Source organism: Clostridium pasteurianum DSM 525 = ATCC 6013, from assembly GCF_000807255.1.
GTDB lineage: Bacteria > Bacillota > Clostridia > Clostridiales > Clostridiaceae > Clostridium_I > Clostridium_I pasteurianum.
The window spans coordinates 188,290-202,754 of sequence record NZ_CP009268.1; the positions used below are offsets into that span (position 1 = coordinate 188,290).

At 31.2% G+C, this 14,465-nt stretch carries 13 protein-coding genes and 1 other annotated feature (1 of these 14 running past the window's edge); of the genes, 12 read left to right on the forward strand and 1 reads right to left on the reverse strand.

Going from position 1 to position 14,465, the window contains the following annotated elements:
* The first annotated feature begins 42 nt into the window (after positions 1–42).
* From aspS to nrdG, 11 genes are all read left to right on the forward strand, one after another.
* Positions 43–1,335 (forward strand): aspartate--tRNA(Asn) ligase, encoded by a 1,293-nt coding sequence (gene aspS / locus CLPA_RS00885; RefSeq protein ID WP_003440471.1) that lies wholly within the window; start codon positions 43–45, stop codon positions 1,333–1,335.
* Between the two features lie 241 nt (positions 1,336–1,576).
* Complete coding sequence (gatC, locus tag CLPA_RS00890) at positions 1,577–1,864, forward strand: Asp-tRNA(Asn)/Glu-tRNA(Gln) amidotransferase subunit GatC (protein WP_003440473.1); 288 nt, start codon at positions 1,577–1,579, stop codon at positions 1,862–1,864.
* A gap of 37 nt (positions 1,865–1,901) precedes the next feature.
* Positions 1,902–3,371: an Asp-tRNA(Asn)/Glu-tRNA(Gln) amidotransferase subunit GatA gene (gatA, locus tag CLPA_RS00895; protein WP_003440475.1), complete on the forward strand. Its 1,470-nt coding sequence runs from the start codon at positions 1,902–1,904 to the stop codon at positions 3,369–3,371.
* Positions 3,372–3,465: 94 nt separating this feature from the next.
* Positions 3,466–4,905: an Asp-tRNA(Asn)/Glu-tRNA(Gln) amidotransferase subunit GatB gene (gene gatB, locus CLPA_RS00900; RefSeq protein WP_003440478.1), complete on the forward strand. Its 1,440-nt coding sequence runs from the start codon at positions 3,466–3,468 to the stop codon at positions 4,903–4,905.
* Between the two features lie 255 nt (positions 4,906–5,160).
* Positions 5,161–5,598, forward strand: coding sequence for a MarR family winged helix-turn-helix transcriptional regulator (locus CLPA_RS00905; RefSeq protein ID WP_003440480.1), 438 nt, complete (start codon positions 5,161–5,163; stop codon positions 5,596–5,598).
* 95 nt (positions 5,599–5,693) lie between these two features.
* On the forward strand, positions 5,694–7,064 hold the full coding sequence (locus CLPA_RS00910) for an MATE family efflux transporter (protein WP_003440484.1): 1,371 nt from the start codon (positions 5,694–5,696) through the stop codon (positions 7,062–7,064).
* A gap of 143 nt (positions 7,065–7,207) precedes the next feature.
* The gene (locus tag CLPA_RS00915; RefSeq protein ID WP_003440487.1) at positions 7,208–7,429 is read left to right on the forward strand and encodes a YdbC family protein; all 222 of its coding nucleotides are present in this window, start codon (positions 7,208–7,210) and stop codon (positions 7,427–7,429) included.
* 357 nt (positions 7,430–7,786) lie between these two features.
* Positions 7,787–8,254 (forward strand): ribonuclease H-like YkuK family protein, encoded by a 468-nt coding sequence (locus tag CLPA_RS00920; RefSeq protein ID WP_003440490.1) that lies wholly within the window; start codon positions 7,787–7,789, stop codon positions 8,252–8,254.
* Positions 8,255–8,619: 365 nt separating this feature from the next.
* Positions 8,620–9,066 (forward strand): helix-turn-helix domain-containing protein, encoded by a 447-nt coding sequence (locus tag CLPA_RS20215; protein ID WP_003440493.1) that lies wholly within the window; start codon positions 8,620–8,622, stop codon positions 9,064–9,066.
* Positions 9,067–9,470: 404 nt separating this feature from the next.
* Positions 9,471–11,582: an anaerobic ribonucleoside-triphosphate reductase gene (gene nrdD, locus CLPA_RS00930; RefSeq protein WP_003440496.1), complete on the forward strand. Its 2,112-nt coding sequence runs from the start codon at positions 9,471–9,473 to the stop codon at positions 11,580–11,582.
* Between the two features lie 296 nt (positions 11,583–11,878).
* Entirely contained in the window at positions 11,879–12,391 is a 513-nt protein-coding gene (nrdG, locus tag CLPA_RS00935) for an anaerobic ribonucleoside-triphosphate reductase activating protein (RefSeq protein WP_003440498.1), read from the forward strand.
* A 105-nt stretch (positions 12,392–12,496) separates the two neighbouring features.
* Here nrdG and CLPA_RS00940 read toward each other — a convergent pair whose 3' ends face one another.
* Positions 12,497–13,129, reverse strand: a complete 633-nt coding sequence (locus CLPA_RS00940; RefSeq protein ID WP_003440500.1) for an MBL fold metallo-hydrolase — start codon at positions 13,127–13,129, stop codon at positions 12,497–12,499.
* 155 nt (positions 13,130–13,284) lie between these two features.
* Between CLPA_RS00940 and CLPA_RS00945 the strand changes: the two genes are divergently transcribed.
* Positions 13,285–14,226, forward strand: a complete 942-nt coding sequence (locus CLPA_RS00945; protein ID WP_003440504.1) for a CPBP family intramembrane glutamic endopeptidase — start codon at positions 13,285–13,287, stop codon at positions 14,224–14,226.
* 75 nt (positions 14,227–14,301) lie between these two features.
* Positions 14,302–14,465, forward strand: a binding site (T-box leader) (it continues 49 nt past the right edge of the window).

Genomic DNA, 14,465 nt, shown 5'->3' on the forward strand with positions numbered 1-14,465 from the left:
TTAGATAGCTTACAGAGATTATACATAGGAGGGTTATTTTAAATGAAAGATATTTATGTAAAAGATGTGGCAGCTTTAGAAGATGGTACAGAGGTAGAATTAAAGGGTTGGGTACATAAGATATATGATCTTGGAAAGATAAGTTTTGTAAAGCTTAGAGACAAGACAGGAATAATACAGATTGTCATAGATGAAAGTCTTAATGTTAAGTTAAGACTGGAAATGTGCATAGCAGTAAAGGGTAAAAAAGTAAAGAATGAAAAAGCACCTGAAGGAATAGAAGTTCAGGTAGATGAATTAAAGGTATTAGGTAAGACTTATTATGATAAACTTCCCTTTGCAATAAATGCGGGAAAAATTAAAGCAGCTTTAGAAACACAGCTTGATCATAGAACTATAAGTTTAAGAGCTCCAAAGATAACTGCTGTATTTAAAGTACAGGAAAAGATAGCAGATGCCTTTAAGGATTATTTAAAGGGACAAAACTTCACAGAAGTATATACACCAAAGATAATTGCATCTGGAACAGAAGGTGGAAGTGAATTATTTACAGTGAATTATTTTGATCACAGAGCTTTTCTTGCACAAAGTCCACAATTCTATAAACAGATGATGGTTGGTTCAGGTTTTGAAAGAATATTTGAAATAGGTCACGCTTATAGAGCTGAACTTCATAATACTTACAGACATTTAAATGAGTATGTAAGCTTAGACCTTGAAATGGGTTTTATAGAAGATGAATTTGAAATAATGGATCTAGAAGAAGGTTTTATGAATTATCTGTTCAAATATATTAAAAAAGAATGTTCAGCAGAATTAAAGCTTTATAATATTGAACTTCCAGAGGAAGTTAAGATTCCTAGAATAACATTGTTCGATGCACAGGAAATTCTACTTAAAGAATATGGAAAAAGATCTCCAAAGGGCAATATTGATAATGAAGGAGAAAAATTATTCGCAGAATACGTGAAGAAGGAATACGGCAGTGATTTTGTGTTCTTAACAAAATATCCAGCTGCAAAGAGGCCAATGTACACAATGCCGGATGACGAAATAGAAGGCGCTACAAGAAGTTTTGACCTTATATATAAAGGACTTGAAATTACTACAGGCGGACAGAGAATCCATGACTATGAAGAATTAGTTGCAAATATTGCAAAAATGGGCTTCAAAACAGAAGAATTTGAATTCTATACAGATAATTTTAGATATGGAATGCCTCCTCACGGTGGTCTTGCTATAGGTCTTGAGAGACTTACTATGAAAATACTAGGCTTAGACAATATAAGAGAAGCAGCATTGCTTCCAAGAGATATGAAGAGAATAACACCTTAAGAAAAGTATAAAGTTTAAAGAACAAATATCAAATTTGGAAAAAACGAAACAAACTATTAAGTTAGTTCAAGTACTATTCACAGTGTGAATGCTATCATTTTTAATCGAGGTTAAGTCAAGATTAGGGCTTTCACTTTGACATCTGGTGGCAATCTTTAGTTTTTTCATCCAGCGTTAGCAAGATGAAAAGCTATCACCCGTTAATGAACAAAATATACATTTATAAAGGGAGTGAATTTAATTGGAACATGTAAGTGTTGAAGAAGTTAAGCACATTGCTAAGCTGTCAAAATTGAGTTTTACAGAAGAGGAAACTTTAAAGATAGCTAAGGAATTTGAAGCTATACTTACTCATTTTAAAACTATAGATAATTTGGATTTAGAGGATGTAAATCTAAATGAATATGATGAAGTTAATACAGAATTCAGAAAAGATATTCCACAGATTTTTGAAGATAAGAAAAAACTTATGCAGAATGTAAAGAATCTTAGAGATGGTGGAATTCAGGTTCCTAAGATAATAGAGTAGTAGTTTAGTAGAAATAGCAAGATTGGGAGGGAAAACTTTGGAAATAGAAAAGATGTCCGTGGAACAATTAAGAGACGGTATAAGAGAAAAAGTTTTTACATCAGAAGAAGTAGTTAAATTCTATTTTGATAGAATAAAAAAAATAGATGGAGATGTAAATTCATATTTGACACTTTGCGAAGAAGATGCTATTAAAGAAGCTAAGAGCATAGATGAAAGGATAGCAAAGGGTGAAAAAGTAGGTAAACTTGCAGGAGTTCCTATTGCAATAAAGGATAATATATGTACGGATGGGATAAAGACAACTTGTGCTTCAAAGATGCTGGAGGATTTTATACCACCTTATGATGCAACGGTTATAAATAAGTTAAGAGAAGAGGATGCAGTAATAATAGGAAAAACTAATATGGATGAATTTGCTATGGGTTCTTCTACAGAAAATTCTGCATTTAAGACTACTAAAAATCCCTATGATTTAGAGAGAGTACCAGGAGGATCCTCCGGTGGTTCAGCCGCTGCAGTAGGAGCAGAGCTTGCACCAGTTTCTCTAGGCTCTGATACTGGCGGATCTATAAGACAGCCGGCAGCCTTTTGCGGAGTGGTAGGATTAAAACCTACTTATGGTCTTGTATCAAGATTTGGTCTTATAGCTTTTGGATCTTCGCTGGATCAGATAGGACCTTTTTCAAAGAATATCAGGGATTGTGCCCTTACTCTTGAAGTTATAGCGGGAACAGATTCACTAGACAATACAAGTTCTAAGAAAATTCAGGATACGGATTATTTAAATGGAATTGAAGATGGAGTAAAAGGATTAAAGGTAGGAGTACCAAAAGAATTCTTAGGTGAAGGTTTAGATGAACAGATAAAAGAATCTGTAGTAAATTCTATTGAAAAGCTTAAAGCACTAGGTGCTGAAGTAGAGGAAATATCATTGCCTATTACAAAGGAAGGTCTTTCAGCTTACTACATAATATCTTCAGCAGAAGCCAGTTCAAATCTATCCAGATTTGACGGTATTAGATATGGTCATAGAGCAGAGGACTATGAAGATGTATATGATTTAATGGAGAAGAGCAGAAATGAAGGTTTTGGGGAAGAAGTTAAGAGAAGAATAATGCTTGGAAATTATGCACTATCTTCAGGATATTATGATGCTTACTATAAAAGAGCCTTGAAGCTTAAGAAAAAGGTTAAAGAGCAGTTTGAAGAAGTATTTTCTAAATATGATATTATAGTGAGTCCTGTATCACCGGTACTTCCTTTTAAATGCGGCGAAAAGAAGGATAATCCTCTAGAGATGTATCTTGCAGATATATACACTGTAAATATAAATCTTGCAGGTATACCGGGAATTTCTATGCCTTGTGGACAGAGCAGGGAAGGTCTTCCTATAGGAGTACAGCTTCTTGGACCTCACTTTGGTGAAAAGAAGATATTTAAAGCTGCCTTTGCTCTTGAAGAAGCTTTAAAAAATGATGGATTTCAGCTTGTAAATAAAAGATAAAAATTCAGATAATAAAGTTCAAATTACGAATAATAGTTAAGGAATAATGAGTTAGAAATGGAAAGGGGGCAGGCAGCTTTGCTGCTGCATTATTATGAGTTATGAAACTATAATAGGATTAGAAATACATGCAGAGCTTAACACTAAAACTAAGATATTCTGTAATTGTTCCACTAAGTTTGGTGCAAAGCCTAATGAAAATACATGTCCTGTATGCATGGGACTTCCAGGAACATTACCTGTTCTAAATGAAGAAGTAGTTAAACTAGCTGTAAAGGCTGGAACAGCATTAAATTGTAAAATAAATAAATTAAATAAAATGGATAGAAAGAATTATTTTTATCCAGATCTCCCTAAGGCATATCAGATATCTCAGCTTGATATACCTATATGCGGACCTGGTCACGTAGACATTGAAACTGAAAAGGGAGAAAGAACTGTAAGGTTAAACAGAATACACATAGAAGAGGATGCAGGAAAACTTGTGCATTTAGAGTATGAACCATACTCACTTATAGATTACAATCGTGTGGGAGTTCCTCTTATAGAAATAGTTACAGAGCCAGATATGCGTTCACCAGAGGAGGCAGTAACATTCCTTAGAACGCTAAAGGCTATTCTTGAGTATGGTGGTATTTCCGATTGTAGAATGGAACAGGGTTCTCTAAGATGTGATGCCAACATATCCCTTAGAGAGGTTGGTAGAGAAGAGTATAATACTAAAGTAGAAATAAAGAACATAAACTCCTTCAGAGAGCTTCAAAAAGCACTGGAAAAAGAAGAAAAACGTCAAAAAGAGCTTTATGACTTTGGAGAAGCTTTCAGAATAGTTCAGGAAACAAGAAGATGGGATGCTGGAAAGGGAAAAACTGTAACTATGAGAAGCAAGGAAGATGCTAATGATTACAGATATTTTCCAGAACCAGATATAATACCTATAGTAATTAAAGATGAGATAATTGAAAAAGTTAAAGAAGATATGCCGGAGCTTCCAGAAGAAAGAAGAGAGAGATTCATCAAGCAATATGGACTTTCGGAAAAAGAAGTAAATATTCTAGTTTCTGATAAACATTTCGCAGAATATTATGAGGATGTTGTTAAACTAGGTGCCGACGCAAAAAGCGTATCAAACTGGATGCTTTCAGATATGCTCAGACTTATAAAGGAACAGGAAATTGAATTTAAAGATATTCCTGTAAAAAAAGAGGATATGGCATTCCTTTTAAAGATGGTTGCAGATAAGAAGCTAAGTGTAACCTCTGCAAAGAGCGTCTTTGAGGATATGTTTAAAACAGGAAAACATCCTGAAGACATTGTAAAGGAAAAGGGATTATCACAGATAAGCGACAGTAATGCTATTTTAGAAATAGCTATAGCAGTACTGCAGGCAAATCCACAGTCAGTAAGTGACTATAAGGCTGGAAAAACTCAAGCTGTAGGATATTTGGTAGGTCAAGTTATGAAGCAGAGTAAGGGTAAAGCAAATCCTAAGATGGCTAGGGATATATTGGAAGAAAAGATAAAGGAAATGTAGTATAAGTTGCTTTAAATAATGTGTTTAGTTAGATTTTTCAAGTTAAGAGATAGAGGTAAGGCCTTATTTGGTGAGTCTTTACCTCTGTTTTATTATATTAACACCATTATAATTGTATTGATTTGACATGTATTTTTAATTCAAATATATAGATTGTTATATTTATAATAAAAATAATTGTTGACAATTAGAAATCTAACTATTATACTTTGATATAGTTAGATTTCTAATTTATTATGTATAGGAGGTAGTATGATGAATAAGTCTAATTTTTCCTTTGAAAGTCCTTATTCAGACTTAATAAGAAGTATTTCCATAAAAATAAAATTAAAGGCTGATGAAAGGATAAATGAATTAGGATTAAATTCCCAACAGGGGCGCATGATAGGATATATATATGAACATCAGGATGAGGGAATAATTCAAAAGGATCTTGCAGATGCCTTTCAGCGTAGAGGAGCAAGTATTACCAGTATGCTTCAAGGATTAGAGAAAAAAGGATATATTGAACGAAGGATTCCTAAGAACAATGAAAGGCAGAAAAATATCTATGTATTGCCAAAAGGTGCAGCGTTGGTAGAAGAATTTTACAAGATATTTACTGAGGTTGAAAAAAGTATTGTTGTAGATTTAAACAAAGAAGAACAGGGTCATCTACTATCTCTGTTAGTGAAAGTGAATAAAAATTTATAAATTTTTATTCACTGGATTATACTTAATTATACCTATATAGTTAGAAGCTTAACAGTATGAAATCTAACAATAAGAGTCGTGAAGGGGAGAGGGATATGGAACAAACAGCTACAAATGAACACTATTTAAAAAGTGCTCCAATTACAAAATCAATTATTCATCTATCAATTCCAATGATGATTGGAATGTCTGTGGAAACAGTATACAATGTTATTAATGTGTTTTTTATTGGATTATTACACAATACAGAAATGTTAACTGCTGTTACATTAGGTTTGCCAATTTTTACTATATTAATGGCTTTTGGAAATATGTTTGGAGCAGGAGGTGGAACTTTTATAACACGTCTTGTAGCACAAAAAGAAATAAAAAAAGCAAAAAAAGTAGCAGGGTATACCTTCTATATAAGTATTATAGTATCAATTTTAATTGCAATAATTGCTTCATTTACACTTACTTCTATTGTTAAGATTATGGGAGCAGATACTTTCAGTATTATTAGTTATACAAAAAAATATTCTTTAGCTATGTTTTTTGGTGGATTTTCAATTGTACTTAATTTTGCTCTTGAACAAATTGTTCGATCAGAAGGAGCTTCTAAGGAATCTATGTATGGAATGTTTGTAAGTACGGCTTTAAGCCTTGTTTTTGATCCTATATTTATACTAGTTTTGAAATTTAACGTGGTAGGAGTAGCATTAGCAATGATTCTGGCCAATATAGGTTCATCTATCTACTATTTATACTATCTACAGAGAAAAAGTGAACACTTGAGAGGATTTATGAAGCATTTTAGTATTTCTCTTAAGGATAAGATAGAAATATATAAAATAGGAGTTTCAGAATTGCTGTTGACAATTTTTCTTATTATTACAACTCTTCTTTTAAATAATTTTTCAATCAGATATGGAGACAATGTAGTGGCTGGCTTTGGTATAGCTTTAAGAATTGTGCAGGTACCAGAATTTCTTTCAATGGGTTTATCTCTTGGAATTATTCCTTTAATCGCATATAATTTTTCTAATAAAAACTTTAAAAGGTTAAAAGAAGGTATTAAGTTATCAGCTTTAGGGGTTACTCTATTGTCAGGTGTTTTTGTTTGTTTAGTCTATATTTTTAGAGATCCAGTAATTCATCTATTTTCTAATGATCCTTCCGTATTAAATGTTGGGAAACAAATTATGTTTGCTATGCTTATTTCCGCACTATTTAATGGATTTACTGCATTGTTTACAGGCGTTTTTCAAGCTTCAGGGCAGGGGATTCCTTCTACAATTATGTCTGTTACACAAGGTGTTTTATATATTCCGGTAATAATTATATTGCATAATTTATTTGGTTTTTATGGTGTTATCTGGTCTATGACTGTTACTGAGATTATTACTTGTATAATGGGAGTAATACTATATATTATTTTTAATTATAAGATGAAAAAATTGCAGTTTGACAATATGTCTAATAATTAAATTTTCATATAAATCTATTTATAAAATTAAATAGATATACAAGAAATTATTTCTATAAAAACATCAACAAATTTATAAAGTTATCTGTATATGTTATAATTTGATCAATAAAATAAACCTTTCAGGTAAAAGGAGAAATTATAATGGCAGAGATTAAATATGAAATTAAAGAGAATATCGGTGTTGTATCAGAATCACCTAAGTCGTGGAAAAAAGAATTAAATATAATAAGCTGGAATGGAAAAGAGCCCAAATATGATCTTAGAGATTGGTCTCCTGAGCATGAAAAAATGGGCAAAGGTATTACGTTGACTTTGGAAGAATTGAAAAAACTTAAAGACATACTGAATGGCATGAATATATAGACAAAATATATTACAAGAGCATACTCTCAAAATCCACAGAATTAATATTCAATATACTTATTTAAAGGAAAATATTAAGGTGTAAATATCATCTAAAAGGCGTAATATATACATATAGAATAAAATTAATATATGATATAGCAGAAACTGTTTTAGCGATTTAGTATTAGTATCAATTAAAACCAATTTAGTAATTATCCATATTATATTTATTAAAGGGATGTATTTTCATAGTTTGTTACAGATAAATATGAAAAATTTGTTCTTAGGCATATGAAAGTAAATAGGTTAGAATACTGATTAGTTATTTATTTGAATGTGCCTTAACTAAAACAATATAATCAGGAGGTTGCAGTCATGTATAGCAAGACCTTTGGTAATGTTTCCGTTAATGAAATGGTAAATTGCATAAAAGGCTTCATATTAAGTGACAAAAATTATAACTATAAAATCACTATCGGAACAGATTCGCAAAATAAAAATATAACTAAAGTAGTAGTTGTTGTTGCAATTCACAGAGTGGGAAGAGGGGGCATTTTCTTTTATGAAATAAAGTATGTCCCAAAGATAACAAATGTAAGACAGAAAATATATTACGAAACTGCACTAAGTCTAGAGTTAGCCTCCAAACTTTCTAAAAGCTTTAAAAGAGCACATATCAAAGAGGATATCGAAATTCACGTGGATATTGGTACTAATAAAAATGGAAAAACCTATGAATTAATTAAAGAAATTGCTGGATGGATTACAGGAGTGGGATATAAATATCAGATTAAGCCTTACTCTTATGCAGCTTCCTGTATAGCTGACAGAATAAGTAAATGATAAAAAATCTAAATACACTTAAAGAAAAAAATGTGTTGCTATAATTGTAAAAAGTCAATAGATAGGTCACGAAAAGTCATTTTTAGGTCGTGAAATGTACAAATTTTATGAAATTATTTTATATCAAAATCATAAGTTTTTTATATTCTAATTAATAAACATATGTGTTTATTAAAGAGGCTGTATCATAATATGCATGTATTGTGATACAGTCTTTAGATTTAAAATCAATTTTTGAAGAATTTATTGTATAATTTAAAATTCAACCGATAGTTGAGGTTAATCAATCAATAATTTAGTGAAATATTATTAAATATGTTTTATTATTTATATTAAGTTAGAGGTGAAATACGAGAGGTGTTTATATGAAATTATCTGATAAATTAAGAGAATTAAGAAAAATAAATAAAATGTCTCAACAGCAATTAGCTAGAAAACTTAATGTTACAAATCAAGCTGTTTTCAAGTGGGAGTTAGGGAAAAGTTATCCTGATATTTTGAATCTTGTAAAACTTTCGGATATTTATAATATTTCTTTAGATGATTTAATAAAGGAGGATGTAGATTTGCAAAAAAATTTATCTAATAAAAACAAGATTAATTATTTTTACATATTTTTATGCGGCATAGTTCTTGAATGTTTAAGTTCTATAATATCTTATTACTTAAAAGAAAATGTATTTACGAATTGGATTGTAAGAATAACTGCTTTAATTGGATTTATTTGTATTATTGTACTGCCATTAAAGATGCTTCCTAAAAAGATAAAGTATTTACTTGGTATAGAAAGATATTCAGATAAGCCTCACTAGGATTCATAAATATAATTTTCTATACTACTTGGTATATATTTTTGGCATACTACTATAATTTTTATAAAAATTCAATAGATAGACCATGAAAAGTCATTTTTAGGTCATGAAATGTATAAATTAAAAACACCCATTATTTAAGGGATATATTATACTGTAAATTTTATTTCTATGATGTATAGGTAAATAACAGATTTACATTAAATTATGCTAGCATTATTCACTCTATTCAGCAATATTGATAAATATCAACAGTCAGATTGCTATAAAAAAACGAAGATTTTGAAGCTAGATTGGTGTAAAAAGCATTTTTATACCAATAGGGTAAATTGCCAAATTGCCATAAAAATTTTACTACTGTATAATATGTGAGTACAAGATATTGTGTTCGGGAGGATTGAGATATGCTACATGTAGTAAAACGTGATGGTAGAGAGGTTGAGTTTAATTCTATAAAGATCAGCAATGCCATAGAGAGAGCGGCGGAAGAGATCGGATTTAGTATTAAAGTAAGTGAGGTTTTGGAGCTTACTCAGGATATTATAAAAAATCTTGAAGAGAAGAGTTTAGAGAGGGTTACCGTAGAAGAAATTCAAAATATGGTGCAGGACACTCTTTTACATAGAGGATATAATAAGATAGGAAATGCCTATTCTAATTATAGAAGAGAGCGTACAAAGGTTAGAGATATAAAATCTGATTTAATGAAGGCTATAGCACAGATAGGTGTAGAAACAGATCGTGATAATGCCAATGTGGGAAACAATTTTAGTTCAAAGCTGCTTAGAATAGCCAGTGAGTCAAATAAGTGGCATAACCTTGCAAAGATGCCAAAGAGGCTTGCAAAGGCTCACGAGAACGGAGATGTATACTATCATGATTTGGATAGTTACAATTTAACTGTAAACTGTTTGCATATACCTACAAAGGAAGTTTTGACTAAAGGATTTAATACGGGATATGGTAATATAAGGTCTCCAAAGAGAATAGAATCAGCAGCGGAACTTTCCTGTATTTTACTTCAATCCACTCAAAATGATATGTTTGGAGGGCAGTCTCATCCAGATTTTGATAATGATATGGGTGAGTTTGTAGAATTGACAAGGCAGGAAATCAAAAAGGAACTTATAGAATTTGGAATAGATGAAAATAAAATAGAAGATATATGTGAAAAGAAGGTTCTAAAATCTGTGGAACAAGCTATGCAGGGGATCGTTTACAATTTAAATACTATGCACAGCAGAGCGGGCTCACAAGTACCTTTTTCATCAATAAATCTGGGTATTCCAAATAATAAGGATGCGGCTTTAGTATGCGAAGTGTTTTTAAAAGAGTATAAAAAAGGTCTTGGAAGAGGCGAGCAGCCCATTTTTCCAAATATAATATTTAGGGTTAAGGCTGGAGTTAATAGGGAACCAGGAGACCCATATTATTATCTATATAAACTGGCTTGTGATGTGGCAGCTAAGAGAATGAATCCAACTTTTATGAATATTGATGCTACTTTTAACAAAAAATATTATGATATGGGGGTTGTACCTGCAACTATGGGTTGTAGAACCTATGTATGCTCCAATATAAATGGAGAACCAGGAACAAAGGGTAGAGGAAATATAGCACCAACAACTATAAACTTACCTAGGATAGGTATAATAGCTAAAGGAAATATAGATAAATTTTTCTCTGCACTGGATATTAGACTAGAACTTGCAAAAGACAGCCTTATTGAGAGATATAATGTACTTAAGCATTTAAGAACAAAGGATCTGCCTTTTGTTGTGGGGCAGGGATTAATGAAGGGATCAGAAAATTTATCTCCAGAGGATTCCATTGAACCTGTACTTAAGCAGGGTACTTGGGGAATTGGTTTTATAGGTCTTGCAGAAACTTTAATAGCTTTAACTGGTAAACATCATGGTGAAGATGAAAAATCAAGAGAACTTGGTGTGAAAATTATAAAGTACATAAGAGATTATACAGACAAATTGACCAAGGAAACAAAGCTTAACTGGAGCTGTTATGCTACTCCAGCAGAGGGATTGAGTGGTAAATTTATACCAAAGGATAGAAAAGTATTTGGTGTGATACCGAGAGTTACAGATAAAGATTATTATACAAACAGTTATCACATTCCTGTAGGTTATAATATATCCATAAAAGATAAAATAGATATAGAAGCTCCTTATCATGAATTGTGCAATGGAGGACATATAAGTTATATAGAGCTTGATAATTACCCAGATGGGGATACTATTAAGGATATAATAGATTATGCCTATAAAAACACAAATATAAGTTATATGGGAATTAATTTTCACATAAGATATTGTAAGAAATGTGGGACTTATCTCTACAATGGAGAGCAGCAGTGCACAGCATGTGGGAGTCATGATATACAGGGAGTATCAAGAGTTACCGGTTATCTAAGTCTTGATGAAAGATTCGGAAAAGGTAAATACGAGGAAAGAGCAGATAGAGTTTCTCAAGAAAATGGAAGCTACGTTTATAATATTTAGAGTTTATTTTATAGGATTTGTTAAATAAATAACTTTATATGCAATAATTTTTGAAGCTGAATAAGGCATCTTCAAAAAATAACTAAGTCAGTATGCTAGCCTATTTTAAATCCTACTGCGTCAACAGAACCCTCTGATAGTCCAACTATCATCAGAACCTGTTTCCTTGTTGGATTCAAAATATTCGTCGCACCTTTGACTTGTTATTTATTTTCAGATGCCTAAAAACAAACTCAGTTATAGTATATGTTCTAATTAAGTAAGATTAATTGATATATGTAGAAGGTGAGAGTTTTATGGAGGATAGAAAAATTAGGTTGGCAGGAATGATTTATGAGAGCCTCAGTAATGGCCCAGGACTTAGAAGAGTTCTTTTTTCACAGGGATGCAGACATAAATGCAAAAATTGTTTTAACCCTCATACTCATTCCTTTACTGGAGGAGAGCTTATGGATATGGATGAAATTATAGTAGATATAGTAAGTAATCCTATGATTAAAGGTGTAACCTTTAGCGGAGGAGATCCCCTAGAACAAGCAGAAAAGTTTTCCTATATTGCTAAGAAGGTAAGAGAAAAGGGAAAGAGTGTTTGGATATACACTGGATATACTTTTGAAGAAATATTAAGTAAAATTAGTGAAAACAAAGGCTGGGAGAAACTTCTCAATTATACAGATGTACTTGTAGATGGTAAATTTGATACAAATAAAAAAGATGAAAAACTAAAATTTCGAGGATCTGCAAATCAAAGAATTATCGATATAAGGAAAAGTTTAAATACAAAGGAAATCTATACTATTAATTGCTGATATAGAATTAAGGATATTCTGTGTTATAATTATTAGTAGGATTATAAGGTATATGGATTATATAAAATTAAATCCATGTACCTTATTTTTATAGTTAAAGTTTACTTATATAGTAAGTATTTTAACTTCATTAAGTCCCTGGAGCTTTTTATGAAAATGTATTGTACTACTGTTAATTCTTTCACCGCTTTTCATAGCTCTGATAAAATTTTCTACACCATCCAGAGGAAGAGTTAATATTGAGGTTTTATAATGCATAGGTATAATTATACTGCTATTGATTTTATGGCAAAGTTTTTCAGCTTCCTTACCATCAATGGTAAAGTTGCCCCCTACTGGTATCAGTAATATATCTATAGGTCCAAGGGCAGTAATTTCATCGTCATTTAAAATATAACCAATATCCCCAAGGTGGCATAGTCTATAGCTGTCTACTTCAAATGTAAATATGGTATTTTTACCTCTTACTGCCCCTTGCTGTTTGTCGTGATAGGAATTAAAGCCTATAATATTTAAATTATCAAAATTATAAGTGCCAGATTCCTTTATAATACTAGGGTTTCCCTTTATTTCATCAATATAGCTGTGATCAAAATGAGAATGGCTTATGGTTACAAAATCAGCATTACCTTTGTATGTATCATAGCCAACTTGATTATTAAAGGGATCAGTTAAAATTAATCTGTTTTTTGAGTCTTTTATTAAAAAACTGGAGTGACCGAGCCATGTTAATTCCAAAATACAATTCATCTCCTTCAGAAATAAAAATTATTTGCCAAATTAACTACTTATATTTATTATAATACTATATTCATTTTATATTTGCATAAAACCAAGTATTTTGTTTATATAAATTTCAACATATAAAAACATAAAATCAAGGGAGATTATATATGAAAAAAATTTTTTATGTTAACATTTTTTTTCTCGTTTTAGTATTGATACAAATTTGTGGTGGATATGCATTAAATCCTATTATAAAATCATTACATTTGAATCTAGGTAGTGTTCTGATTTTAACACAGATACTATTTTTAATAATTCCTGTAATAATTTATCTAGTAGTAACAAGACAATCACCAGTAAAAGCTCTTAGGATAAAACCTCTGAAAATAGGAGATTTATCATTAGTGATACTTATAGGCTTTTTAGTAATACCTATCGCTTCTTTTTTAGGGCTTATAACAAACCTGGTATTTCACAATAATGTGGGAGATGTATTGAGTAAGATGAGCAGTTTGCCTCTTGGATTTATGATTGTAGTGGTAGCTCTAACTCCAGCTGTATGCGAGGAGATTACCATGAGAGGTGCTGTATTATCAGGATATAGGAAAATAGGTGTTCATAAGGCGGCAGTTATAACTGGTCTGCTATTTGGAATACTTCATCTAAATCCATCTCAATTTCTATATACCTTTGTCCTTGGAATAATACTGGCATATATGGTGAATGCAACGGGTTCTATTTTTTCTTCTATGATATGCCATTTTGTATTTAATGGATTCAACGTAATATCAGCCTGGAGAACTTTAAGAAATGGAGTAAAGCCTCCGGACATAACAACTCTTGATCCTAATTTACGAAATTCCATGTTTATTACTCTATTTATAGCTTCTATTATAAGTGTTGTAATTATAATTGCCATAATAAGAAAGCTTAAGAAAAACAATATGGGAAGTGTAGCTTCAGAGGATAGTAGAAATGATAATCTTTATGGCAGCAGCAGAGAAAGTTCAGAAGGTGTTTCAATAAACCCTGTAACAGCTTATTCGCCTATTATAGTAAGTGCAATTATATATTGTATATTCATATTTAATAATTATGTAAAGTTATAAAGTTTTCATAATTGACAAAATATTTATTGTAGAATATAATTTATTAATATGGAATAATTGAAAAGTTAATTTGATATAAAGGCTTTGATCAGGAAGAGTACTTAATTTTTATACTTAAAGAGAGTGGGAGTTGCTGTGAGCCCATAGTAGATACTTAGGGAAAATCACCTGTGAGCTGAGGACTGAAATTGAAAGTAAGTCTGTCCGTGTTATACGTTAAAATATAGGGTATGATTGTA

Bases quoted from the DNA above. Each gene is read 5' to 3' on its own strand.
- aspS (WP_003440471.1), top strand. From the start codon at position 43: ATGAAAGATATTTATGTAAAAGATGTGGCAGCTTTAGAAGATGGTACA.
- gatB (WP_003440478.1), top strand. From the start codon at position 3,466: ATGAGTTATGAAACTATAATAGGATTAGAAATACATGCAGAGCTTAAC.
- CLPA_RS00905 (WP_003440480.1), top strand. From the start codon at position 5,161: ATGAATAAGTCTAATTTTTCCTTTGAAAGTCCTTATTCAGACTTAATA.
- CLPA_RS00910 (WP_003440484.1), top strand. From the start codon at position 5,694: ATGGAACAAACAGCTACAAATGAACACTATTTAAAAAGTGCTCCAATT.
- CLPA_RS00915 (WP_003440487.1), top strand. From the start codon at position 7,208: ATGGCAGAGATTAAATATGAAATTAAAGAGAATATCGGTGTTGTATCA.
- CLPA_RS00920 (WP_003440490.1), top strand. From the start codon at position 7,787: ATGTATAGCAAGACCTTTGGTAATGTTTCCGTTAATGAAATGGTAAAT.
- CLPA_RS20215 (WP_003440493.1), top strand. From the start codon at position 8,620: ATGAAATTATCTGATAAATTAAGAGAATTAAGAAAAATAAATAAAATG.
- nrdD (WP_003440496.1), top strand. From the start codon at position 9,471: ATGCTACATGTAGTAAAACGTGATGGTAGAGAGGTTGAGTTTAATTCT.
- nrdG (WP_003440498.1), top strand. From the start codon at position 11,879: ATGGAGGATAGAAAAATTAGGTTGGCAGGAATGATTTATGAGAGCCTC.
- CLPA_RS00945 (WP_003440504.1), top strand. From the start codon at position 13,285: ATGAAAAAAATTTTTTATGTTAACATTTTTTTTCTCGTTTTAGTATTG.